Source organism: Enterobacter sp. MF024, from assembly GCF_005843915.1.
Classification (GTDB): Bacteria; Pseudomonadota; Gammaproteobacteria; order Enterobacterales; family Enterobacteriaceae; genus Enterobacter; species Enterobacter barmai.
Genome location: NZ_VCBB01000001.1, coordinates 98975 through 124355, shown reverse-complemented (window position 1 = coordinate 124355; position 25381 = coordinate 98975). Strand labels below are relative to the sequence as shown.

General features: G+C 53.7%; 28 protein-coding genes. 8 read left to right on the top strand and 20 right to left on the bottom strand.

Features of this window, described 5'->3' with window-relative positions:
• Positions 1–4: 4 nt before the first annotated feature.
• The 4 genes from FFB58_RS00690 to FFB58_RS00675 form a co-directional block, all read right to left on the bottom strand.
• Positions 5–223 carry a hypothetical protein gene (locus tag FFB58_RS00690; protein WP_286172411.1) on the bottom strand — a complete coding sequence of 73 codons (219 nt, stop codon included), beginning with the start codon at positions 221–223 and terminating at the stop codon, positions 5–7.
• Between the two features lie 84 nt (positions 224–307).
• Positions 308–541 (bottom strand): phage filamentation protein Fil family protein, encoded by a 234-nt coding sequence (locus FFB58_RS00685; protein WP_138368649.1) that lies wholly within the window; start codon positions 539–541, stop codon positions 308–310.
• Positions 538–780: a DUF4761 family protein gene (locus FFB58_RS00680; RefSeq protein ID WP_138368648.1), complete on the bottom strand. Its 243-nt coding sequence runs from the start codon at positions 778–780 to the stop codon at positions 538–540. The genes FFB58_RS00685 and FFB58_RS00680 overlap by 4 nt, the downstream gene beginning before the upstream one ends.
• Before the next feature lie 27 nt (positions 781–807).
• The gene (locus FFB58_RS00675) at positions 808–1164 is read right to left on the bottom strand and encodes a hypothetical protein (RefSeq protein WP_138368647.1); all 357 of its coding nucleotides are present in this window, start codon (positions 1162–1164) and stop codon (positions 808–810) included.
• Positions 1165–1260: 96 nt separating this feature from the next.
• Here FFB58_RS00675 and FFB58_RS00670 point away from each other — a divergent pair, with 96 nt between their 5' ends.
• The 5 genes from FFB58_RS00670 (at position 1261) to FFB58_RS00650 (ending at position 4909) form a co-directional block, all read left to right on the top strand.
• Positions 1261–1557 (top strand): helix-turn-helix transcriptional regulator, encoded by a 297-nt coding sequence (locus tag FFB58_RS00670; RefSeq protein WP_138368646.1) that lies wholly within the window; start codon positions 1261–1263, stop codon positions 1555–1557.
• A 100-nt stretch (positions 1558–1657) separates the two neighbouring features.
• Positions 1658–2539 carry a BRCT domain-containing protein gene (locus tag FFB58_RS00665; RefSeq protein WP_138368645.1) on the top strand — a complete coding sequence of 294 codons (882 nt, stop codon included), beginning with the start codon at positions 1658–1660 and terminating at the stop codon, positions 2537–2539.
• A 274-nt stretch (positions 2540–2813) separates the two neighbouring features.
• Complete coding sequence (locus FFB58_RS00660) at positions 2814–3098, top strand: transcriptional regulator (protein WP_138368644.1); 285 nt, start codon at positions 2814–2816, stop codon at positions 3096–3098.
• A 90-nt stretch (positions 3099–3188) separates the two neighbouring features.
• Positions 3189–4184: a tyrosine-type recombinase/integrase gene (locus FFB58_RS00655; RefSeq protein ID WP_138368643.1), complete on the top strand. Its 996-nt coding sequence runs from the start codon at positions 3189–3191 to the stop codon at positions 4182–4184.
• Between the two features lie 224 nt (positions 4185–4408).
• Positions 4409–4909 carry a DUF4760 domain-containing protein gene (locus tag FFB58_RS00650; RefSeq protein ID WP_138368642.1) on the top strand — a complete coding sequence of 167 codons (501 nt, stop codon included), beginning with the start codon at positions 4409–4411 and terminating at the stop codon, positions 4907–4909.
• A gap of 267 nt (positions 4910–5176) precedes the next feature.
• Here the strand turns inward: FFB58_RS00650 and ptsG are convergent, their stop codons facing one another.
• From ptsG to yceD, 14 genes are all read right to left on the bottom strand, one after another.
• Positions 5177–6610, bottom strand: coding sequence for a PTS glucose transporter subunit IIBC (ptsG, locus tag FFB58_RS00645; RefSeq protein ID WP_138368641.1), 1434 nt, complete (start codon positions 6608–6610; stop codon positions 5177–5179).
• Positions 6611–6907: 297 nt separating this feature from the next.
• The gene (locus FFB58_RS00640) at positions 6908–7702 is read right to left on the bottom strand and encodes a metal-dependent hydrolase (protein ID WP_039028936.1); all 795 of its coding nucleotides are present in this window, start codon (positions 7700–7702) and stop codon (positions 6908–6910) included.
• Between the two features lie 10 nt (positions 7703–7712).
• A complete protein-coding gene (gene holB, locus FFB58_RS00635) occupies positions 7713–8717 on the bottom strand; it encodes a DNA polymerase III subunit delta' (protein WP_039028935.1) in 1005 nt (334 codons plus the stop codon).
• Positions 8714–9355: a dTMP kinase gene (gene tmk / locus FFB58_RS00630; RefSeq protein ID WP_138368640.1), complete on the bottom strand. Its 642-nt coding sequence runs from the start codon at positions 9353–9355 to the stop codon at positions 8714–8716. The genes holB and tmk overlap by 4 nt, the downstream gene beginning before the upstream one ends.
• A complete protein-coding gene (yceG, locus tag FFB58_RS00625) occupies positions 9345–10367 on the bottom strand; it encodes a cell division protein YceG (protein ID WP_138368639.1) in 1023 nt (340 codons plus the stop codon). The genes tmk and yceG overlap by 11 nt, the downstream gene beginning before the upstream one ends.
• Positions 10368–10369: 2 nt before the next feature.
• Positions 10370–11179, bottom strand: a complete 810-nt coding sequence (gene pabC, locus FFB58_RS00620) for an aminodeoxychorismate lyase (RefSeq protein WP_138368638.1) — start codon at positions 11177–11179, stop codon at positions 10370–10372.
• 142 nt (positions 11180–11321) lie between these two features.
• Positions 11322–12563 carry a beta-ketoacyl-ACP synthase II gene (gene fabF, locus FFB58_RS00615; RefSeq protein WP_138368637.1) on the bottom strand — a complete coding sequence of 414 codons (1242 nt, stop codon included), beginning with the start codon at positions 12561–12563 and terminating at the stop codon, positions 11322–11324.
• Positions 12564–12654: 91 nt separating this feature from the next.
• On the bottom strand, positions 12655–12891 hold the full coding sequence (acpP, locus tag FFB58_RS00610) for an acyl carrier protein (protein WP_000103754.1): 237 nt from the start codon (positions 12889–12891) through the stop codon (positions 12655–12657).
• 154 nt (positions 12892–13045) lie between these two features.
• Complete coding sequence (gene fabG / locus FFB58_RS00605; protein WP_039028930.1) at positions 13046–13780, bottom strand: 3-oxoacyl-ACP reductase FabG; 735 nt, start codon at positions 13778–13780, stop codon at positions 13046–13048.
• A 13-nt stretch (positions 13781–13793) separates the two neighbouring features.
• A complete protein-coding gene (fabD, locus tag FFB58_RS00600) occupies positions 13794–14723 on the bottom strand; it encodes an ACP S-malonyltransferase (protein WP_138368636.1) in 930 nt (309 codons plus the stop codon).
• A 14-nt stretch (positions 14724–14737) separates the two neighbouring features.
• Positions 14738–15691 carry a beta-ketoacyl-ACP synthase III gene (locus FFB58_RS00595; protein ID WP_039028928.1) on the bottom strand — a complete coding sequence of 318 codons (954 nt, stop codon included), beginning with the start codon at positions 15689–15691 and terminating at the stop codon, positions 14738–14740.
• Between the two features lie 6 nt (positions 15692–15697).
• The gene (gene plsX / locus FFB58_RS00590; protein WP_205735732.1) at positions 15698–16732 is read right to left on the bottom strand and encodes a phosphate acyltransferase PlsX; all 1035 of its coding nucleotides are present in this window, start codon (positions 16730–16732) and stop codon (positions 15698–15700) included.
• A gap of 79 nt (positions 16733–16811) precedes the next feature.
• Complete coding sequence (gene rpmF / locus FFB58_RS00585) at positions 16812–16985, bottom strand: 50S ribosomal protein L32 (RefSeq protein ID WP_003857964.1); 174 nt, start codon at positions 16983–16985, stop codon at positions 16812–16814.
• A 16-nt stretch (positions 16986–17001) separates the two neighbouring features.
• The gene (yceD, locus tag FFB58_RS00580) at positions 17002–17523 is read right to left on the bottom strand and encodes a 23S rRNA accumulation protein YceD (protein WP_032617547.1); all 522 of its coding nucleotides are present in this window, start codon (positions 17521–17523) and stop codon (positions 17002–17004) included.
• A 141-nt stretch (positions 17524–17664) separates the two neighbouring features.
• On the opposite strand from yceD, the gene FFB58_RS00575 reads away from it, so the two are divergent.
• A complete protein-coding gene (locus tag FFB58_RS00575) occupies positions 17665–18249 on the top strand; it encodes a nucleoside triphosphate pyrophosphatase (protein ID WP_138368635.1) in 585 nt (194 codons plus the stop codon).
• A 73-nt stretch (positions 18250–18322) separates the two neighbouring features.
• On the opposite strand, the gene rluC is transcribed toward FFB58_RS00575, so the two are convergent.
• Positions 18323–19270 (bottom strand): 23S rRNA pseudouridine(955/2504/2580) synthase RluC, encoded by a 948-nt coding sequence (rluC, locus tag FFB58_RS00570; protein WP_039028925.1) that lies wholly within the window; start codon positions 19268–19270, stop codon positions 18323–18325.
• 571 nt (positions 19271–19841) lie between these two features.
• Here rluC and rne point away from each other — a divergent pair.
• Positions 19842–23021, top strand: a complete 3180-nt coding sequence (gene rne / locus FFB58_RS00565) for a ribonuclease E (protein ID WP_138368634.1) — start codon at positions 19842–19844, stop codon at positions 23019–23021.
• Positions 23022–23061: 40 nt separating this feature from the next.
• On the opposite strand, the gene FFB58_RS00560 is transcribed toward rne, so the two are convergent.
• A complete protein-coding gene (locus FFB58_RS00560) occupies positions 23062–24000 on the bottom strand; it encodes a LysR family transcriptional regulator (protein WP_138368633.1) in 939 nt (312 codons plus the stop codon).
• Between the two features lie 109 nt (positions 24001–24109).
• On the opposite strand from FFB58_RS00560, the gene FFB58_RS00555 reads away from it, so the two are divergent.
• Positions 24110–25324: an MFS transporter gene (locus FFB58_RS00555; RefSeq protein ID WP_138368632.1), complete on the top strand. Its 1215-nt coding sequence runs from the start codon at positions 24110–24112 to the stop codon at positions 25322–25324.
• Positions 25325–25381 lie beyond the last annotated feature (57 nt).

Below are 25381 nucleotides of genomic sequence, written 5' to 3'. Positions count from 1 at the left end.
AGGTTTAAACTCCGTAAGGAGAAAATGGAACTGCAGGACGCGATAAAGCCTCGCTCAGGCGCTGGCGCATATCGCGGATAAAGTCGGTAACAGACGGATCGGAAGATAAGAGCGTCATTTCGCCAGCGGTGCGGGTTTTAATTGTTAAACCCTCCTCCTGAATGGCTGGCAAAAGCACATGAAGAATAAAATTATATTGCTCACGTTTAGACATACCGGACATAGGTATACCCTCTTTAAGGATGAGTTAAGCCGCCGCCAATTAATAAAAAGGCGGAGAATGCAGAATTAATTTTTTAAAACAGAATTACTTAATTAGCGCTTTAAATAATTTACTCAGTGTAAAACGGGAACCTTTATTTATTCTTTGGATATAAATAAACGGCTTGCTTTTACCTTTGATAAATTGAACCTTTGCCGGGTCAGGTCTGAAGAAGCGCCCATCCGGGCATTCAATCCAGCCGCGCGTGTGGCGGTGGTGCGTGACCTGGCACCTAGACTTAAGCAGGCTGGCGAGTGATGGGGCTTGTGCTGCGTTCATTGCTGCGCTCCTTTACGGATTGCGTCAACGGTTTTGATAGCCTCTGCTAAAGCAAAGTCACGCCCGAAATAATCGCCATTACTGGAAATTCTGTAAGAGTGTTTCATTGTTAAAGGATTGCGCGGACATTTCTGAATAGTGAATCCGCGATATAAATATGAATGACGGCTTAGTTGAATTACCTGAGATATAAAATCTCTTCCACCATTATTTTCATTACTTTGATTTGTGTTCGCCATTTCTTTGCCCCCGCTAAGAATCCGGCCTTAATTAAAAGTGGTCGCACGTTCAAGGCACTGCTCAGCAGCGAGAAAGCTGCGCGCATACCAGGCGACCATGTTGATCATCTTTAACTCACGGCGATTCGGATCCCGGCGCGGCATCAGCGGCAAGTAACCGCGTTCCGCATCGCTCTGAACCTTGCGCAGCGTATGCCCGAAGAAGTCGGCAAACTCCTGCATCGTGAAAACTGGCTTGATGCCATTCGCAGCTAGGTGCGCCAGCGAGCGATCAAGCGCGGTCTGTTCTTTGGTAGAGAGGTAAGCGCCAGCTCTGGCACCCGCCGCCATCGCGCCGCGTTGGCGCGGTGCGACAGGTAAAAAACTGTCTCGTTTTGAGCTCATTATGGGCTATCCTTTACGGTCGGTTTAAATTGGTTTTGTAGGGGTTCTTTAAGGAACCCTTGAGCAGATATTAGGGTGCCTTGGAGAACCCTGTCAATGACGATTGGAAAAAAATTACGAGAAATCAGAGAAGCTGAAGGGTTAACTCGGGAAGAACTTGCTGAAATTACAGGGATTCCGGTAGCCACGATGAAGCGTTATGAAACTGGCCGAATCGCAAACATCGGAAGCGATACGCTAACAAAATACACGCAACATCCCAGATTTATGAAATATTCCCTCTGGCTTATGACCGATCAGATTGCGCCAGACTCCGGGCAGGTATCCCCGACTCTTTCACCTAATGAGCATAACAAAACGCCTAGTTCATCAAACGACCAGAAGGCTGGTTAACTGCTAGTAAATCATGAGAACCTGGTTACGGCAGAATTTACTTTAATAAACATGTGGGGTTAGTTAAATATTTTTTATTGTAAGTTAAAGGAGACTAAGTATGGAAACTGAATACAGCAAGTTCAATTATGTCCGTAATAAAGATAAACTTTTAACAAATCTAATTAGTCTGATTGATGGGGTTTTAAGTGACGGAATAATCACTAAAAACGAAGTGCTTTTCCTTGATACATGGCTTATGGAAGCCGACATAATATGCCGCAACTATTGTGTCCGCACCATACGAAACAGAGCCGCCGATATCCTTGCTGATGGCGTAGTCTCTGAAGCCGAGCTTAATTTTTTTAAAGCTGACCTTCTAAAAGTTCAAAAACAACTTCTTGATACCCCAAGTCTGGATCTTTACTCAGAAGAAGCAGATCGCCACCTTTTGGAGGGGCTTTGCAAAGGTATGCTTGCAGACCACCAACTACTTGATCAAGAGATTAAATATCTTAATTGGTGGCTCACAAGCAATGGGGCTTTAAAAAATAATTATCCTGGCAAAGAACTGTATCTATTAGTTTCTGAAATTCTTAAAGACGGAATTATAACTTCCTCCGAGCGAGAATTGTTAAAAGAAGGACTTATTGCTTTTACTGGTTGCGATTTGGCAAACGGCGTGGTCGATGGAATGTCTACGCGATTACCTATAGATGTCATTGAATCCCTCGATTTATCAGGGGCAACTGTATGTCTTACTGGCGACTTTTTACATGGCAAAAGAAGTAAATGTAAGGCCGACATCGAAGCAGCAGGCGCAACTGTATGCGACACCGTGACAATGAAAATTAACTATCTCATTGTTGGCACTCTAAGCTCAAAAGACTGGATGTATCAAAGCCACGGAAGAAAGATCGAGAAGGCAGTTAATTACAGAGATAACAAAAATATTCCATTAAAGATTATCAGTGAAGAACAATGGCAATGTTTTATGGTTTGACCGGGTATAACAAAACGAAGCTTATGATCTAATTACAGGGTTTTTATGTGCGCCTGCATGGGCGTACATAAGGACCCATCCGTTATACTGGGCGCATAATTCCGCATGTAAATTAGTTATTCTTAACAGACAATTCATTCAATATTTAAATAATTGTTTTTTATAACAAGAAAATTTTCCGAATAAAATACATAGCAATATTAATCAAATTAGTATTTAAAACGAACAATACATTTACGCCTTCAATGTTTCTAATATAGCAATAGAGGTGAATATGTCATTGCGTAAGCGCTTGTTTTTAATAATCAATACCGAAAATCTCACAATCAAGGATTTTGCAGGAATTTGCAGCATCCCATTAAAAACACTGGAAAACTTTATGAATCGAAGAGTGGACGCATTGCCGGATATTGAGCTGCTCAAAATAACCGGGCACCCCAGATTTAATAAATACACGTTATGGATGATGACGAACAAAACAGCACTTTCATCCGGGCAAATTGACCCGGCAATTTTCCCTCTTTGCCCGGACGAACAATTTATTAACTGCTGCACCTGACTGGCAACAAATCGATCGGTTACTAACTGCAGTGCGACAAATACAGATTGCTGTTTCAGCGAATGATGATATTCAGGCTCAGGAGGCGTAATGACAATTTCAAAGCAAGATAACGGGAAATACCTGGTAGATATTCGCCCGGCTGGCCGCACGGGTAAACGCGTTCGCCGCTCGTTCCCGACCAAAGGCGAGGCACTGGCTTTTGAGCGCTGGACACTGGCAAACCAGAACAATAAAGACTGGCTTGATAAACCTGCCGACCGCCGCCAGCTTTCTGAACTTATCGACCTGTGGTGGAAGAATCACGGGCAAACACTGACTGACGGGCCCAAAACCTACTTAAAGTTAAAAGCAACATGCAACAGACTCAACTGTCCTCGCGTGGATCAACTCACGCAGGGCATGTTTGCGAGCTATCGCACGGAACGGCTTGCGAGCGGCAAGGCGCCGAAGACCTTAAATTGTGAGTTACGTTCGCTGAAAGGAGTTTTCAATAAGCTCACACAGTTAGGCCTGTATCACGCAGCTCTGCCGCTGCATGGCATGACAGAGCTTAAGCTGATGCAGACTGAACTCGGCTTCTTAACAAAATCGCAGATCTGTGACGTTCTGGGAAGACTCACCGGCGACGATCTAATGGTGACGAGGTTGTGCCTTTCGACAGGCGCACGATGGAACGAAGCCGCAAAATTGCCGCGCCGCCGTCTGCACACCGACAGGGTGGAATACGCCAAAACTAAAACGGGTAAAAATCGTATAGTGCCGATCAACCAGGCGCTGGCGGCTGAAATCCTGGAGGGTAGGGAAACTTCATCCTTATTGTTTCCGAAGGCGGATTACACCAACGTCAGAACCATTATCAAAGAGGTTGCACCAGATTTGCCCCGGGGCCAGGCGACGCACGTTTACCGACATACTTTCGCCAGTCATTTCATGATGAACGGCGGAAATATCCTGGTTCTGCAGCGCATCCTCGGCCATGCGAAAATTCAGCAGACGATGGTCTACGCGCATTTCGCGCCCGACCATTTGGCGGAGGCCGTCACGTTAAACCCTCTGGTCGATCTGAATGAGATCGCCGGGTAATGGAGCCGGTTTGAATTGGGCTAGATTGGTTTACCTTGATATACAGGGGCAGCGGCTATAATATGTCCGTATAGACAAAATCTTTTGCAAACATCAGCCGCTTATCCAGCTGAACAGAGGAGAAATGTATGAAAAAATTTGACGAGTTCGACGGTTTCTAACTCACACCCTTTCACACGCGGAGCACTGGCTCCGCTTTTTTTTGTCTTAATACCGGAGCTTAAATGGAACTGAGTCCTGTAGCCTGGCAAGTAATCAGCAACCTGCTTGTTTTTGGCGGCATTTGTACCGCCGTCATGACCATTCGTTACAACGTAGAAATGGCACGCAAAACCCAAACCGCAACCTTCCTTTTCGAGAGCCGGAAGGACGGCGAATACATTGATAGTCTGCATACACTCCGACGCATTCGCGATTCCGGCAAATCATTTCGCTCTTACGTGTTTCCCCCTGCCGGTTCTCTGTCTGATAGCGAAACCGCCGAGGGCCGCAAAATTCAATATATCCTCAATTTTTATGAACGCGTGGCAGTCAGCATTAAAGCTGGCATCTACGAGGAGGACATGATCAAACAGGCATCCTACACAACCGTGATGGACACCTACGAGACTGCGGAGCCACTGATCAAGGCGCTGCGAGAAAAACTGCGTAGTTCTCTCACCTATCAGGAATTTGAGTGGCTGCATAAACGCTGGAAGAACAAACCACCGAAGTGCAATAAATAAAGCACCGATCCACAATTTGACCACATTACCCCGCTTTAGAGGGGTTTAGAGCGGGCTCCTGATGGTGGTAACTCACTGATTAAGTTATAACTAATTGATTGTCAAACAATAAAAAAGGAGCCAGAAGGCTCCCTTTTTTGTACGCGCGGTTTGCCTGCGGCCCAGGATATGTAGGCCCGTGCAAGCGCAGCGCCGCCGGGCATTTCCCAAATCTCAGGCAATAAAAAAGGCAGCCATTTGGCTGCCTTAGTCTCCCCAGGTCACCACTTAGTTGCCGCGGATGTACTCATCCATTTCGGTTTTCAGGTTATCGGATTTAGTACCGAAGATAGCCTGTACACCGGAACCTGCAACAACTACGCCAGCTGCGCCCAGTTTTTTCAGACCTGGCTGGTCAACTTTCGCGACATCGGCGACGCTAACACGCAGACGAGTGATACATGCGTCCAGGTTAGTGATGTTCTCTTTACCGCCGAAGGCTGCAACCAGTGCTGGAGCCATTTCGCTGGTCGCACCCGCTTTGCTGTCTTCTGTTGCATCTTCACGACCTGGTGTTTTCAGGTCCAGTGCTTTGATCAGCACGCGGAAGATGGTGTAGTACAGCACCGCGTAGCCCGCACCAACGATTGGGAACAGCCACAGTTTGCTGCTGTTACCGGACAGTACGATGAAGTCGATCAGACCGTGTGAGAAGGACGTACCGTCACGCATACCCAGCAGGATACAGATTGGGAACGCCAGGCCAGCCAGAATCGCGTGGATAACGTACAGGATCGGCGCAACGAACATGAAGGAGAACTCGATCGGCTCGGTGATACCGGTCAGGAACGAGGTCAGCGCTGCGGAGATCATGATACCGCCCACTTTTGCACGGTTCTCTGGTTTAGCAGAGTGCCAGATTGCAATCGCAGCAGCCGGCAGGCCGTACATTTTGAACAGGAAGCCGCCAGACAGTTTACCTGCAGTTGGGTCGCCTGCCATGTAGCGTGGGATATCGCCGTGGAATACCTGGCCCGCCGCGTTGGTGAATTCGCCGATCTGCATCTGGAAAGGAACGTTCCAGATATGGTGCAGACCAAACGGCACCAGGCAACGCTCGATGAAGCCATAGATACCGAATGCCAGTACCGGGTTCTGGTAAGCAGCCCACTGAGAGAAGGTCTGGATAGCGGAACCAATCGGTGGCCAGATGAAGGAGAGGATCACACCAGTGAAGATCGCCGCCAGACCAGAGATGATTGGAACAAAACGCTTACCAGCAAAGAAGCCCAGATACTCAGGGAGCTTGATGCGATAGAAGCGGTTAAACATATACGCCGCAATAGCACCCGAGATGATACCGCCCAGAACACCGGTGTCAGCCAGGTGTTTTGCTGCGATCTCTTCCGGTGGCAAGTGCAGCACCAGAGGTGCAACCACAGCCATGGTTTTAACCATGATGCCGTAGGCAACAACAGAGGCCAGCGCAGACACGCCGTCGTTATTAGTGAAGCCAAGCGCAACGCCGATAGCGAAGATCAGTGGCATGTTACCGAAAACAGAACCGCCTGCTTCGGCCATCACGTGGGAAACTACGGCTGGCAGCCAGCTGAAGTTTGCAGAACCGACGCCCAGCAGGATACCTGCGATAGGCAGTACGGATACCGGCAGCATCAGCGATTTACCGACCTTCTGCAGGTTAGCAAATGCATTCTTAAACATAATTGAGAGTGCTCCTGAGTATTTGTGCTTTTTTTACGTTTTCACGCATTGGCCCGGGGGGAGAACCGTGCCGTGGACAGGACATCTAAGCGCCCTTTATTTATTACGCAGAGTAAAATAAATCTGCGGATCTTTGTTTGACGGCTATCACGTTTCAGCGCTCGGCAGCTGAAAAACTTTCAGATTTTTACAAAATAGATTGCCAGATGTTACCAGAAACGCATTCACCGCCCCCATTTGGGCGGTGAACTGTACTCGCTTTAGCTATTAATTACGAGCCCAAAAAAAACTGTCTTATCAGGCAGATTGCAGGCGGGAGGGATCGATGTGAAACAGACTGGCGAAGTTGTGGGTGGTAATGCGTGCCAGTTCTTCAACGTCGACGCCTTTCAAAACGGCCATGTACTCGGCCACATCCCGTACCATCGCGGGTTGGTTCTCTTTACCGCGATGCGGCACCGGTGCCAGATAAGGGGAATCTGTTTCCACCAGCAGGCGATCGAGCGGCACGTACCGCGCAGCGTCACGAAGCTGCTCGGCGTTACGGAACGTTACGATCCCGGAAAACGAGATATAAAAACCCAGATCCAGCAGCTTGCCCGCTGTTTCTCTGTCTTCTGTGAAACAGTGTAGTACGCCACCACAATCCGTCACCTTTTCTTCTTTCAGGATCGCCAGCGTATCGGCCCGGGCATCGCGGGTATGGACAATCACCGGCTTGTTCAGCTCCCGGCCAACACGGATATGGTCGCGGAATGACGTCTGCTGGCGGTCTTTCGTTTCCGGGGTGTAAAAATAATCCAGCCCGGTTTCGCCCATCGCCACCACGCCCTCTTCCGCCGCCAGACGGCGTAAATCCTCGACGTCATAGGCTTCATCCTGGTTCAGGGGATGCACGCCGCAGGAGAAAACCACGTTGTCGCGCACGCCCACCAGTTCGCGCATGGTGCGATAGCCGGGCAACGTCGTGGCGACCGCCAGACAAAATTTCACATCGCGGGCGGCCGCTTTTTCCAGCACGTCATCGACGTTTTTATGCAGGGATTGATAATCCAGGCCATCGAGATGGCAGTGTGAGTCGACTAAAAACATAATGTCTCTCTCAGAGATGGGATACAGGCAGCGTCGTGCCCGGTTGCAGGTAATGCTCGATAGTGAGTAACAGGTCGGTCAGCACAAGCTCCCGGTTCAGCCCCGTTACGCTGAGTAATTGTTCGCGACACTGGCATACGTCATGAAGAATAGCCCGCAGTGCCACGCCTGGCAGGCGATGGGCGAGATTATTCACAAGTTGCCAGACGTCGGCATTGCTGAGCAGGGTCGCGCCCTGTTGAATTTTAAGCGCATCCAGCAACAACGCTGCCAGCCAGTGCAGGCGATCTGCCGCCTGCTCATGATTAAGTACCGGCAGCAGGCTCATCCAGTCGCCGCTGTCGGACACCGCCCCGAGCGCCTGACAAAGCTGTTCGCGTTGGGTCCAGACTTTAGGCTGCAACAAGGCCAGCGCCGCGGCGGGCGCCCCACCGCACAGGCGCAGCGCACTCAGCGCCGCTTCTTGTGACGTTGTCACTTCTCTTGCGAGCCAGCTGATAGCCCACGCCTCTTGCGGAACGCTGAGATGATGCAAACGACAGCGGCTGCGCAGAGTCGGCAGCAATCGCCCCGGTTCACGGCAGGCCATCAGAAACCAAGTATTTTCCGGCGGCTCTTCCAGGGTTTTTAACAGCGCGTTGGCGGCCGCTTCGGTCAACTGGGCGGCATCTTTCAGCCAGACAACTTTTGCCCCGCCCAGCCGCGCGCGTTCGTACAGCTTCTCGCTAACCCCGCGCACCGCATCAATGCCAAGGGTCGTTTTGCCCTTTTCGGGCTCCAGGGCGTAATAGTCCGGATGGGTTTGCGCCTGCATCAGCTGACAGCTACGGCACTGGCCGCAGCTCTTATGCCCCTGCGGCTGCTGGCACATCAGGAAACGGCTGATGGCATAGATAAGCGCATCATCCCCCATCCCCGGCAGCGACTGGATCAGTAACGCATGATGCCCCCGACCGGACTGATAGCCGTTCACCAGCTGTTCAAAGTGCGGGCGCAACCATGGATACCATTTCATGCCTGTTGTTCCTTCAGCCAGTTAGTAACGGTGGCACAAATGTCCCCCATCACCGCTTCCAGAGGCTGCGTCGCGTCGATGGTGCGGATTGAACTGTCCTGTGCCGCCAGCTCCAGGTAACGGGCGCGGGTACGGTTGAAGAAGTCCAGCGACTCCTGTTCGATACGATCCAGTTCCCCACGGGCGCGGGCCCGCTTCAGGCCCACTTCCGGCGTCACGTCTAAATAGAGCGTCAGGTTCGGGCGGAAATCACCCAGCACCGCGTCGCGCAGCGTGGCGAGCATATTCTGGTCAATGCCGCGACCTCCACCCTGGTAAGCCTGGGTGGAGAGATCGTGGCGGTCGCCGATGACCCAGCAACCGCGCGCCAGCGCAGGTTTAATCACGGTTTCAACCAGCTGAACACGGGCAGCGTAAAACATCATGACTTCGGCTTTGTCGGTAATCACTTCGTCGCCAACCGATTTGATGTCCAGCACCAGGCTACGCAGTTTTTCCGCCAGCTGTGTGCCGCCCGGTTCGCGGGTGAAGATCATCTCTTCGATGCCACACTGTTTCAGCGTCTCAACCACCGCGTTGCGTGCGGTGGTTTTCCCGGCGCCTTCCAGCCCCTCAATGACGATGTAGTTACTGCGCATTTTTTTCCTTAAGTGCCTTCAGATAGTCCTGAACCGAACGATTATGACCGGCAAGATTGGTGTTAAAAGTATGTCCACCCTTTCCGTCAGCGACGAAATAGAGATACGGCGTTTTTGCCGGATGCGCGGCGGCATTCAGCGATGCCTGGCCCGGTGTGGCAATCGGTCCTGGGGGTAATCCGCTAATGACGTAGGTATTATAATCGGTTGGGGTTTCGAGGTCTTTACGTGAGATCTTGCCCTTGTAGTTCTCACCCATCCCGTAAATCACCGTTGGGTCGGTCTGCAAGCGCATGCCGATACGCAGGCGGTTAATAAACACCGACGCCACCTGATCGCGCTCGCTGGCCACCGCCGTCTCTTTCTCGACGATAGACGCCATGGTCACGAACTGGTTTTGATCTTTATACGGCAGGTTTTCCATCCGCCCTTCCCAGGCTTTCTCCACCGCCTCGACCATCTTTTTATGCGCACGCTGCAGCAGCGCCACATCGGTGGTGCCCGCCGTGTACATCCAGGTATCCGGCCAGAACCAGCCTTCTACCCATTCAGGATGTTCAAACTTCAGGGCTTCAGCGACGGCGGCATAGCTGTCATCCGGCAGCGTGTGCTTGATGTATGGCGCATCGCGCAGCTGTTTCAGGTAATCGCTCAAGCGCATCCCTTCAACAAAACGCAGCGGGAACTGGGCCTCTTTACCGCTTTCGAGCAGCTCCAGCATCTCCTTAACGGTCATGCCTGGCGTAAAACGGTAAGTACCGGCTTTGAAATGCGACAGCTCCGGCTGCACGCGTAATAACCACTGGAACACCCGCGGGCGATTAATGACCTTTTCGCCATACAGCTGCTCGCCCAGCGCCAGTCGTCCGGTGCCTGGCTTCAGGGTAAATATCGTCTCATCCGCGATGAGGATTTTGCTGTCCGCCAGCTGGCGAACCTTCCATATCCCCACGCCAGCGGCAATGCCCAGCACGACAACGACGAGGAGAATAAAGCGCAACATTTTCTTCATGACTATCTGGTTTGCTCACACAGAGGGGCTAAAAACAGGTGCAACTCACGCGATGAAAAATGGTGAGGACCATACTGGCGCACCGGCACCACAGGCATCAGCGCATTGCACACGACGATCTCGTCGGCATCCTTCAGCGCAGCTTCGCACGCCTGCACTTCGACAACGCGAAAGGCGGAGTGTGCCAGCTGTCGCAGACAAAACTGGCGCATCAGGCCATCGACGCCCGCCTGATCCAGACGGGGGGTAAACACATCCTTACCCTGCCGCCAGAATAAATTCGCCGCACAGCATTCCGTAATGAACCCTTCGCTGTCAAGGACCAGCGCCTCGTCGGCGTCCGTCTGTTCAAGATGGGAGCGGATCAACACCTGTTCAAGCCGGTTAAGGTGTTTTATCCCCGCCAGATGCGGATTACGGCCAAGACGCACCGGACTCAATGCCAGGGCGATCCCCTCGGTCCGCCAGCGATCGTAATGGGCCGGATACGCCGACACGGAAAGAATGCGAACCGGCTGCAGACAGCCAGCTGCGCTGTATCCCCTGCCGCCGCTTCCCCGGCTGATAATCACCTTCAGTACGCCACGATCGATGCCCAGCGCCTGCTCTGCCATTTCCTTTTCTAACTCTGCCCACTGGGCAAAGGGAATGAACAATCTTTCACAGGCCGTCTGCAAACGGTGCACATGCGCGTTAAGCAAACAGACTTTGCCTTCGACAATGCGCGCCGTAGTAAAGCATCCGTCACCAAACTGGATAGCCCGGTCATTTGCCGGAAGCACTGCCTGCTTTATGCCATTTATCAAGAACATGATGGCTCCTTTAAGATGGTCAAATAGTCTGGCAGGAAGGTGAGCCCGGGACAAGGGAAGAAAACCGAATAAAAAAGGCCCGACAAGCGGACCTTTTTTATCAGTGTGCCGGGAAGCAAGACTATCGCCCCGGCGATTAGCCTCAGACCTTTTTGAAGATCAGAGAGCCGTTGGTGCCGCCAAAGCCGAAGGAGTTACACAGGGTGTACTCCATTCCGCTGACCTGGCGTGCTTCGTGTGGAACGAAGTCCAGATCGCAACCTTCATCCGGGTTATCCAGGTTGATGGTTGGCGGAACGGCCTGGTCGCGCAGTGCCAGGATGGAGTAGATAGACTCTACTGCACCCGCCGCACCCAGGAGGTGGCCGGTCATGGATTTGGTGGAGCTGACCATTACGCGGCTGGCTGCATCGCCAAACACAGACTTAACGGCCTGCGCTTCTGCGATATCGCCCGCAGGCGTAGAGGTGCCGTGCGCATTCACATAGCCAATCTGACCCGGCTCGATACCCGCGTCACGGATAGCGTTAACCATCGCCAGCGCAGCACCTGCACCGTTTTCCGGTGGAGAGGTCATGTGATAGGCATCGCTGCTCATGCCGAAGCCGACAACTTCTGCATAAATTTTCGCGCCGCGTTTCTTCGCATGTTCGTACTCTTCCAGTACGACCATACCTGCACCGTCACCCAGCACAAAGCCATCACGGTCTTTATCCCACGGACGGCTTGCCGCCTGCGGATTATCGTTGCGGGTAGACAGGGCACGCGCTGCGCCGAAACCGCCCACGCCCAATGGGGTGCTGGCTTTTTCTGCGCCACCGGCGACCATCGCATCAGCATCGCCATAGGCAATCATACGCGCTGCCTGACCGATGTTATGCACACCAGACGTACAGGCCGTAGCAATCGAAATGCTTGGGCCACGCAGGCCGAACATGATGGTCAGGTGACCTGCCACCATGTTAACAATCGTTGACGGAACGAAGAACGGGCTGATTTTACGTGGACCACCATTCACCAGAGAGGTATGGTTTTCCTCAATCAGGCCAAGACCGCCAATCCCGGAGCCGATAGCGGCGCCGATACGGGTTGCGTTCTCTTCCGTAATTTCAAGGCCAGAATCCTGCATGGCCTGAACGCCAGCGACAATTCCATATTGAATGAAGGCATCCATCTTGCGCTGTTCTTTGCGCGAGATGATCTCTTCACAGTTAAAATCCTTTACTAAGCCAGCAAATTTCGTTGCATAGGCGCTAGTATCGAAATGGTCGATTAGGCTAATGCCACTCTGACCGGCAAGGAGAGCGTTCCAGGTGGACTCTACGGTATTGCCGACAGGAGATAACATGCCAAGTCCGGTCACAACTACACGACGCTTAGACACGCTTGTCCTCCAGGGAGGGATAAAAAAAGAAAATCGAGGGACTACAAAAGAAAAAACACAGGCGGTCGAATGACCGCCTGGAGATGCTCACTTACGCCTGGTGACCGTTGATGTAATCAATGGCAGCCTGAACGGTGGTGATTTTCTCAGCTTCTTCGTCCGGAATCTCAGTATCAAACTCTTCTTCCAGAGCCATTACCAGCTCAACGGTGTCAAGAGAATCTGCGCCCAGGTCTTCAACGAAAGAAGCATTGTTGGTCACTTCTTCCTGCTTAACGCCCAGCTGTTCGCCGATAATTTTCTTAACGCGTTCTTCGATAGTGCTCATACTCTTAAATTTCCTATCAAAACTCGCTTTCGCGATGGTTTTCGTAGTGTATAAAATGTTGAAAAATTTGCAACTAAATCCCGGCAGGTCTTACCACGATTTTACGTTATTTTGAGGCCATTCCCCCTCATAACGCAAATATTTTCTATCGTGGTTAAACCATATACATCCCGCCATTGACGTGGAGAGTCTCACCAGTGATGTAACTCGCTTCGTCAGAGGCTAAAAATGCAACCGCGCTGGCGATTTCTTTAGGGTCGCCTAAACGACCCGCTGGAACTGCCGCCAGCGTACCCGCACGCTGCTCATCGGTCAGCGCACGCGTCATGTCCGTTTCAATAAAGCCCGGAGCAACAACGTTTACAGTAATTCCGCGGGACGCAACTTCACGTGCCAGCGACTTACTGAAACCGATCAGGCCTGCTTTCGCCGCAGCGTAGTTTGCCTGACCAGCATTTCCCATGGTACCAACCACAGAACCGACAGTGATAATACGTCCATGACGCTTCTTCATCATAGCTCGCATTACCGCTTTTGACAGACGGAACACAGATGACAAATTGGTTTCGATAATATCGTTCCACTCATCATCTTTCATTCGCATCAGTAAGTTGTCACGAGTGATTCCGGCATTATTGACCAGAATATCCACTTCGCCAAATTCTGCGCGAATATTTCCCAGAACAGATTCGATAGATGCAGGATCGGTCACATTCAACATCAGACCTTTACCGTTCGCACCCAGGTATTCACTGATGGCCTGCGCACCGTTTTCGCTGGTCGCGGTACCGATCACTGTCGCGCCGCGCGCGACGAGGGTTTCAGCGATGGCACGGCCAATACCACGACTTGCGCCAGTGACCAGTGCGATTTTTCCTTCAAAGCTCATGATATTCCTCTTCTTACTGCGCAAGTGCCGCTGACAGTGCTTCAGGCTCGTTAATCGCCGATGCGGTCAGGGTATCAACAATACGTTTGGTCAGACCGGTGAGGACTTTACCCGGGCCCACTTCATACAGGTGCTCAACGCCCTGTGCTGCCATGAATTCAACGGTCTTCGTCCACTGAACCGGGCTGTACAGCTGGCGAACCAGCGCATGGCGGATGGCCTCTGGTGCGGTTTCACACTTCACATCAACGTTATTCACCACCGGAATAGCCGGTGCGCTGAAGGTGATTTTTTCCAACTCAACAGCCAGTTTATCCGCAGCAGGCTTCATCAGCGCGCAATGGGACGGAACGCTCACCGGCAGCGGCAGCGCACGTTTCGCGCCAGCGGCTTTACAGGCTGCGCCTGCACGCTCAACCGCTTCTTTATGGCCGGCGATAACCACCTGGCCCGGCGAGTTGAAGTTTACCGGCGAAACGACCAGGCCTTCTGCGGACTCTTCGCACGCTTTCGCAATGGCAGCATCATCCAGACCAATAATCGCTGACATACCGCCAGTACCTTCCGGCACCGCTTCCTGCATGAATTTGCCGCGCAGCTCAACCAGGCGCACAGCATCAGCAAACGCAATCACGCCCGCGCAAACCAGCGCTGAGTATTCACCCAGGCTGTGACCGGCCAACAGCGCTGGGGTTTTACCACCCTGCTGCTGCCATACGCGCCACAGTGCGACCGATGCGGTCAGCAGTGCTGGCTGCGTCTGCCAGGTTTTATTCAGCTCTTCGGCTGGCCCTTGCTGGGTCAGCGCCCACAGATCGTAGCCCAGCGCATCAGAAGCTTCACGAAAAGTCTCTTCGATAACCGGATACTGTTCCGCTAATACAGACAACATTCCAACGGCCTGAGAACCCTGACCTGGGAATACAAAAGCAAATTGCGTCATTTTTTATCCTTTTTCTAGAAACGAACCAGCGCAGAGCCCCAGGTGAAACCGCCACCGAAGGCTTCGAGCAAGACCAGTTGGCCTCGTTGAATTCGTCCATCGCGCACCGCTTCGTCAAACGCGCACGGTACTGATGCTGCAGACGTATTGCCATGACGATCGAGCGTCACCACAACGTTATCCATAGACATGCCGAGCTTTTTAGCTGTGGCGCTGATAATGCGCAGGTTAGCCTGATGCGGCACCAGCCAGTCGAGAGCGGAGCGCTCCAGATTATTGGCTTCCAGCGTCTCGTCAACAATGTGCGCCAACTCGGTCACAGCCACTTTAAAGACTTCGTTACCGGCCATGGTCAGGTAAATAGAGCTGTCCGGGTTAACACGATCCGCGTTTGGCAGCGTTAACAGCTCACCGTAGCGGCCGTCCGCGTGGAGATGCGTGGAGATGATGCCCGGCTCTTCAGATTGTCCTAACAGGACCGCACCCGCGCCATCACCAAAAATAATGATCGTCCCGCGATCGTTTGGATCGCAGGTGCGAGCCAGCACGTCAGCACCGATAACCAGCGCGTGCTTCACGGCACCGGATTTCACGTATTGATCGGCAATGCTCAGCGCATAGGTAAAGCCTGCGCACGCAGCGGCAACGTCAAACGCCGGGCAGCCTTTGATCCCCAGCATGTTCTGAACCTGGCACGCCGCGCTTGGAAAAGCATGCGTGGCTGAGGTGGTCGCAACGATAATCAGGCCGATGTCATCTTTATCGACACCCGCCATCTCCAGCGCGCGCTGGGCGGCTTCATAGCCCATGGTGGAAACTGTTTCATCTGGCGCGGCAATACGACGTTCGCGGATACCTGTACGTGTGACGATCCACTCGTCAGAGGTATCGACCATTTTTTCCAGATCGGCGTTGGTTCGCACTTGCTTTGGCAGATAGCTGCCGGTACCTAAAATCTTCGTATACATGTACGCTCAGTCACTTTTTGCTAATACAGATCCCAGGCGAGCGGCAATCCGCTGTGGGACTTGTCGCTGCACCGCCTGCACTGCCTGTTCAATCGCGACGGTAAAGGCTCGCTGATTGGCCGCACCGTGACTCTTAATCACAATGCCGCGCAATCCTAACAGACAGGCGCCATTATACTGGTCGGGGTTGAGGTGACTGAATCGCCGCGCCAGGCTCTTTTGTAACCAACGCTTCAATATAATCAGCCACCATGACCGTTTTTTACCCTCTCCCTGCGATTTAAGCAGAGAAAGAAACATTCTCACCACCCCTTCCATGGTTTTTAATGTAACGTTTCCAGTAAACCCGTCACACACCAGGACATCCGTTTTTCCGGTCAATAATTCGTTGGCTTCGAGATATCCAATATAGTTTATGGATGGCTCATTTTTTAGCCTCTCGGACGCCTCGCGGATGCTGTCGAGACCTTTAGTCTCTTCCTCGCCAATATTCAGCAAGGCAACGCGGGGATGCGAAATCCCGACGACCTCTTCTGCCAGCACCGAGCCCATAACGGCAAACTGCGCGAGCATAACACTGTCGCAGTCAACGTTAGCGCCTAAATCCAGCACCACCGTTTTGCCCTTTTGCTGATGCGGCAGAACCGTCACCAGCGCCGGGCGCTCAATACCATCAATCGGTTTGAGCAGTAATTTTGCCAGCCCCATCAGCGCGCCGGTATTTCCGGCGCTGACGCACGCCTGCGCGCGTCCTTCTTTTACCAGCTCCAGCGCAATGCGCATCGAGCTTCCGCGACTGCTGCGGATCGCCTGTGAGGCACGGACATCACTGGCAATAACTGACTGCGCAGGAATGATCTGCAGACGCGAACGTTGTTCGAAGTCAGCTTTTGCGAGTAATGGCGTGATAGCGTCGGGATTGCCGACTAAAAGGAGAGTGAGTTGCGAATTAGAGTTCAGTGCCTGCAATGCTGCAGGCACTGTCACGGAAGGGCCAAAATCTCCCCCCATGACATCTAACGCCAGGGTTAGACGTGTCAAGGTATCGTCGCAGCCTGGTTCGGTATATCCCCGCTTGCACGGGGAAACCCTCACTAAGCCTAATCACGCAAACGCGTGATTACTTAGTGATAACCTTGCGGCCGCGGTAGAAACCGTCAGCAGTGATGTGGTGACGCAGGTGTTTCTCACCAGAAGTCTTGTCTACAGACAGGCTGGTAACTGCAGTCAGCGCGTCATGGGAACGACGCATGCCACGTTTGGAACGGGTTGGTTTATTCTGTTGTACGGCCATGGACCTTACTCCTTAATTACTTACGCTTTAAGCTGGCTAATACGGCAAATGGGTTTGGTTTTTGCGCTTCATCAGGCAGTTCCCCAAAGACCATGTCCGCCTCGGACACTTCACAGTGTTCAGAATCATGCACCGGAACTACAGGCAAGGTGAGGATGATTTCATCTTCAACCAGCGCCAGCAGATCGATTTCACCGAATTCGTTAACCTCAATCGGCTCATACGCTTCCGGGAGTGCTTCAGCCTGTTCGTCTGAACGAACCGGACTAAAACAATATGTTGTGTGAACATGAAGTGGGAACGGTTTCCCGCAACGCTGACACTCGAGCGTGACCGACACCTTTGCATCACCGGTGATAACGGCAAGGCGCTGGGGATCGATTTCGAACGACATGGAGCATTCCACATCACTGTCCACACTGACTACGGATTCGGCGATACGCTCAGCCTGATCACGAGTATAGATACCTTCGTAATCAAGGCGTTTTTGAGCCGTACGAACCGGATCAAGAGTCAGGGGTAATTTTACCTTTTGCATAGGGCGCGCATATTAACTTTGTAACGTCATAGAGTCAAAGAAAAAGGCAACCTCAGGCTGCCTTTTGCCAATTATTCGCACACATTGCGGCCCGTAGTTTAAAATGGCTGGCATCGATACGCTATATCTGGTGAAAAAAATATGCCAAATCTGATCCTCGCCTCGACTTCGCCCTACCGCCGCATGCTGCTGGAAAAACTTGGCGTACCCTTTGAATGCGCCGCGCCGGACGTGGATGAAAGCCCACAACCCGGTGAATCGCCACGGCATCTGGTGGTACGTCTGGCGCAGGAAAAAGCGAAAAGCCTGGCAGCGCGATTTCCTGACCATCTTATTATAGGTTCCGATCAGGTTTGCGTCCTTGATGGGATTATCACCGGAAAACCGCACACCGAAGAGAATGCGCGTCAGCAGCTGCTGAAAGCACGCGGCAATATTGTGACCTTCTATACTGGCCTCGCCCTCTATAACAGCGCTACGGGCCATCTGCAGACGGAATGCGAGCCCTTTGATGTTCATTTCCGCCATCTTAGTGAACAGGAGATTGAAGATTACGTCCGCAAAGAGCGTCCGTTAAACTGCGCGGGCAGCTTTAAGAGCGAAGGACTGGGGATTGCGTTATTCGACAGGCTGGACGGGCGTGACCCGAACACGCTGGTGGGATTACCGCTGATTGCGCTGTGTCAGATGCTGCGTCGCGAGCACTGCAACCCGTTGATAGCGTAATTTACGCCGGGTGGCGCTGCGCTTACCCGGCCTACAAAACCGTAGGCCGGGTAAGCGCAGCGCCGCCGGGCAATCAACCACGCAGAACTTTAAGACAGCGTTTCAGCTGCTCGTCCATCGGGGCTTCGATACGTATTACCTCGCCGGTACCCGGATGGGTAAACTTCAGCGCGGCGGCATGCAGGAACAGGCGAGATAACCCCGTACCGGCCAGCTGCTTATCAAATTCCCGGTCGCCATAGCGATCGTCGAAAGCGATAGGATGACCCGCGTGCAGAGTATGAACACGGATCTGATGGGTACGACCGGTGACCGGGCTGCAGCGTACCAGGGTGGCGAATTCATAACGCTCTTCAACTTTGAAGCGTGTTTCTGACGGCTTGCCTTCCTGGCTCACGCGGACAATTCGCTCGCCGCTCTGCAGAATGTTTTTCAGCAGCGGTGCCTGCACTACTTTGACATGGGATTGCCACTGGCCGCGCACCAGCGCGAGGTAATCCTTCTGCATCCCTTTCTCACGCAGCTGTTCATGCAGCGAACGCAGCGCCGAACGCTTTTTCGCCACCAGCAGTACGCCAGAGGTGTCGCGGTCAAGGCGATGAACCAGCTCAAGGAAGCGGGCTTCCGGACGCAGCGCGCGCAGGCCTTCAATGACGCCGAAGCTCAGTCCGCTGCCGCCGTGTACTGCGGTACCGGACGGTTTGTTGAGCACCAGGATATGATCGTCTTCATATAAAATCACATCCGCAAGCGCAGCAACTTTATTCAGATGCGGCGATACCGCCTCTTCTTCCCGCTCGGCGACGCGAACAGGTGGAATGCGTACTTCATCACCCGCTTCAAGTTTGTATTCAGGTTTGATGCGCTTCTTATTCACACGCACTTCACCCTTACGCAGGATGCGATAAATCATACTCTTCGGCACGCCCTTCAATTGGGTGCGCAAAAAGTTGTCGATGCGTTGCCCCGCTTCATCATCGGTAATGGCAACCATTTTTACGGCTGGAGTCTCTGTTTTCATGGGGGGCGATTCTAATTATCGGCAGCCAATAGCGCCACTCATTTTTCTGTGCTTATATTTACCTTTACCCGGACGGTGTTTCATTCACGCAATCGATTTGATGGTTATTAAACCAATCACGTCAGAGAAGTGAAAAAACTGTGAGTAACCGGGTGATAATTGGTAAAAGTCATCTTGCTATAACCCGGTTAGCAATGGAATAATGCTGCTGTTTTCCGCGTTAAATCCGGGTTTTGTAAGGATATCGACGGAATGACCAATTTTGTCTGACCGATCATCCACGCAGCAATGGCGTAAGACGTATTGATCTTTCAGACAGTTAGCGGGCTGCGGGTTGCAGTACTTACCGGTAAATGGAATCTTCTCTGGAGAGTTTTACCCAGGCTATTCCCCTGATAATCGCGCTGTATTTCCGTATGAAATACAGGCAACCGACACTTTGCGCCTCTTAAGCGAGCGACAACCGTGAGGTTGGCGACGTGAATAGACACGAGGCCATCGGTTCATACCCCGGAAAGCGTCACCTTGCCCGCAGCTTAGTCGTCAATGTAAGAATAATGAGTAAGTTACGATGAAAAGAATGTTAATCAACGCAACTCAGCAAGAAGAGTTGCGTGTCGCCCTTGTGGATGGGCAGCGTCTGTACGATCTGGATATCGAAAGTCCTGGACACGAACAGAAAAAAGCGAACATTTACAAAGGCAAAATCACCCGCATTGAACCCAGCCTTGAAGCCGCATTTGTCGATTACGGTGCCGAGCGTCATGGTTTCCTCCCGCTGAAAGAGATCGCTCGCGAGTACTTCCCTTCCAACTATAACGCCCATGGCCGTCCAAACATCAAAGATGTTCTGCGTGAAGGTCAGGAAGTTATTGTCCAGATTGATAAAGAAGAGCGCGGCAACAAAGGCGCGGCACTAACAACCTTTATCAGCCTGGCAGGCAGCTACCTCGTTCTGATGCCTAACAACCCGCGCGCGGGTGGTATCTCTCGCCGTATCGAAGGCGACGACCGTACCGAGCTGAAAGAAGCGCTGGCAAGCCTTGAGCTGCCGGACGGCATGGGCCTGATTGTCCGTACCGCAGGCGTTGGCAAATCTGCCGAAGCCCTGCAGTGGGACCTGGGCTTCCGCCTGAAGCACTGGGAAGCGATCCAGAAAGCCGCTGAAAGTCGCCCTGCTCCGTTCCTGATCCACCAGGAAAGTAACGTTATTGTACGTGCCTTCCGCGACTATCTGCGTCAGGACATCGGCGAAATTCTGATTGATAATCCTAAAGTGCTTGAGCTGGCTCGCCAGCACATCGCAGCCCTGGGTCGTCCGGATTTCACCAGCAAAATCAAACTGTACACCGGTGAGATCCCGCTGTTCAGCCACTACCAGATCGAATCGCAGATTGAATCCGCCTTCCAGCGTGAAGTCCGTCTGCCATCCGGCGGCTCTATCGTTATCGACAGCACCGAAGCGCTGACCGCCATCGATATCAACTCCGCACGTGCAACCCGCGGCGGCGATATCGAAGAGACGGCGTTCAACACCAACCTGGAAGCGGCAGATGAGATTGCGCGTCAGCTGCGCCTGCGTGACCTCGGCGGCCTGATCGTTATCGACTTCATCGACATGACGCCAGTACGTCACCAGCGCGCGGTGGAAAACCGCCTGCGTGAAGCGGTGCGTCAGGATCGTGCGCGTATCCAGATCAGCCATATCTCCCGTTTTGGCCTGCTGGAGATGTCCCGTCAGCGTCTGAGCCCGTCGCTCGGCGAATCCAGCCATCACGTCTGCCCACGCTGTAGCGGCACCGGTACCGTGCGTGACAACGAATCGCTGGCGCTCTCTATCCTGCGTCTCATCGAAGAAGAAGCGCTGAAAGAGAACACCAAAGAAGTTCACGCCATTGTGCCTGTGCCGGTTGCCTCCTACCTGCTGAACGAAAAACGTGCAGCGGTAAGCGCAATCGAATCCCGTCTGAGCGGCGTACGCTGCGTGATCGTCCCTAACGACCAGATGCAAACCCCGCACTATTCCGTGCTGCGCGTGCGCAAAGGTGAAGAGACGTCCACCCTGAGCTACATGCTGCCGAAGCTGCATGAAGAAGAGATGGCGCTGCCGTCTGAGGAAGAGTACTCAGAGCGTAAGCTGCCTGAGCAACCTGCTCTTGCGGCATTCGTGATGCCTGAAGCGCCACCTGCGCCAGCGCAGGAGACCGTTGCGGCTAAGCCTGCTGCAGCCAAACCGGCGGCAGAAGCCAGCCAGCCGACTGAGCAGCCAGGCCTGCTGAGCCGCTTCTTCAGCGCGCTGAAAAAAATGTTTGCAGGCGAAGAGCCGCAGCCAGCCCCGGCGCCTGTTGAGAAGAAAGAAGAGAAACAGGAGCGTTCACCGGATCGTCGTAAACGTCAGAACAACCGTCGAGACCGCACCGAGCGCCGCGATAACCGTTCAGACAGCAACGAAGGTCGTGACAATCGCGATAATCGCGACAACCGTGAGGGTCGTGAGCGCCGTGAAGGGCGTGACGACAACCGTCGCAACCGCCGTGAGAAGCCGCAGCAGAACGCGGAAGATCGTGAAATTCGCCAGCCGGTCAGCGAAGAGTCTGATAAAGGCAGACAGCGTGATGAGCAGCAGCCGCGCCGTGAGCGTAACCGTCGTCGTAATGATGACAAGCGCCAGGCCCAGCAGGAAGTCAAAGCGCTGAATCGCGAAGAAGAGACCGTGCAGGATGCTGAGCAGGAAGAACGCGTTCAGGTCATGCCACGCCGTAAGCAGCGTCAGCTGAACCAGAAAGTGCGCTTCGAGTCTCAGACTGAAGAGGCAGCGGTTGAAGCGGTCGCACCTCAGGCTGAACCAGCCCAGAGCACCGAACTGGCAAAAGTTGACCTGCCTGCCGTTATCGAAAACGCACCTGAGCAGGAAGAGAACGTCGAAGGCCGTGAAAACGCCGGCATGCCGCGTCGTTCACGTCGCTCCCCGCGTCACCTGCGCGTGAGCGGTCAGCGTCGTCGCCGTTATCGTGACGAGCGTTATCCGCTGCAGTCTCCAATGCCGCTGGCTATTGCCTGTGCGTCACCAGAGATGGCATCAGGTAAAGCCTGGATCCGTTATCCGGTTGCCCGTCCTCAGGAGCCACAGTTTGAAGAGCAGAACGTTGCTGCAGAAACGGTAGCCCCTGTTGCGCCAGCCGCCGTTGAGGCGATTACTGAGGCCGCTGCCGTTGCGATCCCTGAGCCGCAGGTTGCTGAAGTTGAAACGTCACATCCGGAAGTGATTGCTGCGCCTGTGACTGAACAACCGCAGATCGTCACCCCTGAAGACGCGGTTGTCGCAGAGCAGGTTGTGGAAGAAGCTGCCGCTGCTGAACCGGCTGAAACCATCGAGGTTGCAGCCGAACCACAGCCGGTCGTGGAAGTTGAAGTGGAAACTGAAGTTCAACCTGAAATCGAAATCGATGTTGAACCGGTTGAGGTTGCTGAAGTGGAACCTGAAGTCACCGAAGTCGCGGAAGTAAAAGCGCCAGAAGTGAAACCAGAACCTGAGGTGAAACCGGCGCCAGCCGCGCAGGTTCACGCTAAAGCGCATCACGCTACCGCTCCAATGACCCGTGCTCCGGCACCGGAATATGTTGCGGAAGCACCGCGTCACAGCGACTGGGTACGTCCGGCATTTGAGTTTGACGGTAAAGGCTCTGCAGGCGGTCATAGTGCTACGCATCAGGCCACTGCGCCAGCCACGCGCCCACAGCCGGCTGAATAAGCCCGCTTAAGCTTAAAAGCCGACCTTCGGGTCGGCTTTTTTATTGCATCTGCTCAGGCCTGCGCATTCCCGCAATTTCAGGCATCACCTCTCTCATCATCTCCAGAAAACGACGCAGTCGCGCCGGATAATAGCGTGACCACGGGTAGACCAGATGAACCGGCAGCGCGGCCGGCTGCCAGTCCGGCAGGAGATGCACCAGCCTGCCCTCGCGGATATCCGCTTCGACCGTCCAGCTCGAGACCACAGCAACGCCCAGCCCGGTGAGTGCGCTTTTACGCGCCACGTACAGGCTGTCGGTACTTAATCGCGGCGAGATAGCCACCCGCAGCGGTTGTGATGTCCCCGCGCTGAACAACTCTACATGCTGACGATAAAACGTATTGAGGGCCACCCAGGGCAGCGCGGAGAGATCTTCGGGCTTCTCCACAGGGGTAAAGCGTGCAAGCAATTCCGGGGATGCCACGATGCAGCGCGGCACCTCGGCCAGCAGCACCGACACCGTGGCGGGGTCGATCTCCGCCCCGACCCGAATAGCGCAGTCGATATTGTCGCTTAAAAAATCAGCCGAGCGATCGTTGAGCATCCACTCCACGTTCAGCCGGGGATAACGCAGCAAAAACTGCGTGAGTGGCTCAAGCAACTGCTCCTGACCGAAGGCATGCGGTGCCCTCACCCGGAGCACCCCCACCGGTTCATCTTCCGTCTGCCCCACTTCATCTTCCAGCGCATGCCAGCTGTCGATCACCCGCCGGGCATGTTGATAGCAGCGTTCGCCGTCATCGGTCAGCTTCATGGCATGGGTTGTTCGCAGGATCAGGCGCGCGCCGAGCAGCATCTCCAGCGACTGCAGTCGGCGGCTGACTGTGGCCTGGCTGGTAGCCATCTGCACGGCGGCAGCGGAAAGAGAGCCGGTCTCGACGATGCGTACAAAGGTCCGCATTAACTCTACTCTGTCTATACGTTCTGAACGTTTCATTATCGTCACGGTTATACGTTACACGTATAAGTGTTTTATCACTGGGCTGGCTACCACCGCAAGGCGGGCTGATAAAGAATAGCGACACACCCGAAATGAGGAATCGCATATGAACACCAGCTCCTTAACCCCAGCCGTCAGCCGCTGGGTCATTTTTATCCTCGCCATCGGCGCAGGATTTAGCGTCGCCGCCATCTATTATGCTCAGCCGCTGCTGCCGCTGATGGGCTCGGATTTGCATCTCAGCGTTGAAGGGATGGGAATGGTGCCAACTCTCACCCAGGCAGGTTATGCACTTGGGATCCTGTTCCTGCTGCCGCTCGGCGATCGCTACGACCGTCGCACCCTGATAGTGGTGAAAAGCGTCGCCCTGGCGCTGCTGCTTCTGGCCTGTAGCCTGACGGGGCAGATCCACTCCCTGCTGCTGGTCAGCCTGCTGATTGGTATGACCGCCACCATGGCGCAGGATATCGTCCCGGCTGCGGCAATTCTTGCGCCTCAGGGCAAACAGGGCAAAACCGTCGGTACGGTGATGACCGGCCTGTTGCTGGGGATCCTGCTCTCCCGTACGGTGAGCGGCGTGGTAGGGGAAGCCTTTGGCTGGCGCGTGATGTATCAGCTGGCTGCGGGCAGCATTGCGATCCTCGCCGCCGTGATGTGGTTCATTCTGCCCCGTTTCGCGGTGCCGTCGAACCTGCGTTATCCGGAACTAATGCGTTCCATGGCGCACCTGTGGCGCCGCTATCCGGCACTGCGTCGTGCGGCGCTGGCTCAGGGTTTCCTCTCCATTGCCTTTAGCGCCTTCTGGTCGACCCTGGCGGTCATGCTGATGGAACATTATGGGCTTGGCAGCGCGGTAGCCGGAGGATACGGTATTGCCGGTGCCGCAGGTGCTCTGGCTGCGCCGCTGGCGGGTGGTCTGGCGGATAAACTGGGTGCGGGTAAAGTCACCCAACTGGGTGCCGCCCTGGTGACCGTCTCCTTCGCCCTGATGTTTTTAATGCCTGCTTTAGGCGTACATGGCCAGCTGATCCTGATTGCCGTTGCCGCTGTGGGCTTTGATCTCGGTCTGCAGTCAAGCCTGGTGGCCCACCAGAACCTGGTTTACAGCCTCGAGCCGCAGGCGCGTGGTCGCCTGAACGCCCTGCTCTTCACCGGCGTGTTTATCGGCATGGCGTTGGGTTCAGCGCTGGGTAGCCAGCTGTATACCCTGGCCGGTTGGCCGGGCGTGATTGCCCTGGCGACGATGACAGCCGGTGTGGCACTGGTTATTCGTATGACCGGGAACGTCCGCTCAACCCCATCAGCCGTGCAGAATTCCTGAAAAAAAATGCCCAATCCGCAAAACGGATTGGGCACAGAGAACATAACCAGTTTCAAG

Excerpts from the sequence above, each read along its gene's own strand:
- FFB58_RS00690 (WP_286172411.1), bottom strand. The coding sequence starts at position 223 with ATGTCCGGTATGTCTAAACGTGAGCAATATAATTTTATTCTTCATGTG.
- FFB58_RS00685 (WP_138368649.1), bottom strand. The coding sequence starts at position 541 with ATGAACGCAGCACAAGCCCCATCACTCGCCAGCCTGCTTAAGTCTAGG.
- FFB58_RS00680 (WP_138368648.1), bottom strand. The coding sequence starts at position 780 with ATGGCGAACACAAATCAAAGTAATGAAAATAATGGTGGAAGAGATTTT.
- FFB58_RS00675 (WP_138368647.1), bottom strand. The coding sequence starts at position 1,164 with ATGAGCTCAAAACGAGACAGTTTTTTACCTGTCGCACCGCGCCAACGC.
- FFB58_RS00670 (WP_138368646.1), top strand. The coding sequence starts at position 1,261 with ATGACGATTGGAAAAAAATTACGAGAAATCAGAGAAGCTGAAGGGTTA.
- FFB58_RS00665 (WP_138368645.1), top strand. The coding sequence starts at position 1,658 with ATGGAAACTGAATACAGCAAGTTCAATTATGTCCGTAATAAAGATAAA.
- FFB58_RS00660 (WP_138368644.1), top strand. The coding sequence starts at position 2,814 with ATGTCATTGCGTAAGCGCTTGTTTTTAATAATCAATACCGAAAATCTC.
- FFB58_RS00655 (WP_138368643.1), top strand. The coding sequence starts at position 3,189 with ATGACAATTTCAAAGCAAGATAACGGGAAATACCTGGTAGATATTCGC.
- FFB58_RS00650 (WP_138368642.1), top strand. The coding sequence starts at position 4,409 with ATGGAACTGAGTCCTGTAGCCTGGCAAGTAATCAGCAACCTGCTTGTT.
- ptsG (WP_138368641.1), bottom strand. The coding sequence starts at position 6,610 with ATGTTTAAGAATGCATTTGCTAACCTGCAGAAGGTCGGTAAATCGCTG.
- FFB58_RS00640 (WP_039028936.1), bottom strand. The coding sequence starts at position 7,702 with ATGTTTTTAGTCGACTCACACTGCCATCTCGATGGCCTGGATTATCAA.
- holB (WP_039028935.1), bottom strand. The coding sequence starts at position 8,717 with ATGAAATGGTATCCATGGTTGCGCCCGCACTTTGAACAGCTGGTGAAC.
- tmk (WP_138368640.1), bottom strand. The coding sequence starts at position 9,355 with ATGCGCAGTAACTACATCGTCATTGAGGGGCTGGAAGGCGCCGGGAAA.
- yceG (WP_138368639.1), bottom strand. The coding sequence starts at position 10,367 with ATGAAGAAAATGTTGCGCTTTATTCTCCTCGTCGTTGTCGTGCTGGGC.
- pabC (WP_138368638.1), bottom strand. The coding sequence starts at position 11,179 with ATGTTCTTGATAAATGGCATAAAGCAGGCAGTGCTTCCGGCAAATGAC.
- acpP (WP_000103754.1), bottom strand. The coding sequence starts at position 12,891 with ATGAGCACTATCGAAGAACGCGTTAAGAAAATTATCGGCGAACAGCTG.
- fabG (WP_039028930.1), bottom strand. The coding sequence starts at position 13,780 with ATGAGCTTTGAAGGAAAAATCGCACTGGTCACTGGCGCAAGTCGTGGT.
- fabD (WP_138368636.1), bottom strand. The coding sequence starts at position 14,723 with ATGACGCAATTTGCTTTTGTATTCCCAGGTCAGGGTTCTCAGGCCGTT.
- FFB58_RS00595 (WP_039028928.1), bottom strand. The coding sequence starts at position 15,691 with ATGTATACGAAGATTTTAGGTACCGGCAGCTATCTGCCAAAGCAAGTG.
- rpmF (WP_003857964.1), bottom strand. The coding sequence starts at position 16,985 with ATGGCCGTACAACAGAATAAACCAACCCGTTCCAAACGTGGCATGCGT.
- yceD (WP_032617547.1), bottom strand. The coding sequence starts at position 17,523 with ATGCAAAAGGTAAAATTACCCCTGACTCTTGATCCGGTTCGTACGGCT.
- FFB58_RS00575 (WP_138368635.1), top strand. The coding sequence starts at position 17,665 with ATGCCAAATCTGATCCTCGCCTCGACTTCGCCCTACCGCCGCATGCTG.
- rluC (WP_039028925.1), bottom strand. The coding sequence starts at position 19,270 with ATGAAAACAGAGACTCCAGCCGTAAAAATGGTTGCCATTACCGATGAT.
- rne (WP_138368634.1), top strand. The coding sequence starts at position 19,842 with ATGAAAAGAATGTTAATCAACGCAACTCAGCAAGAAGAGTTGCGTGTC.
- FFB58_RS00560 (WP_138368633.1), bottom strand. The coding sequence starts at position 24,000 with ATGAAACGTTCAGAACGTATAGACAGAGTAGAGTTAATGCGGACCTTT.
- FFB58_RS00555 (WP_138368632.1), top strand. The coding sequence starts at position 24,110 with ATGAACACCAGCTCCTTAACCCCAGCCGTCAGCCGCTGGGTCATTTTT.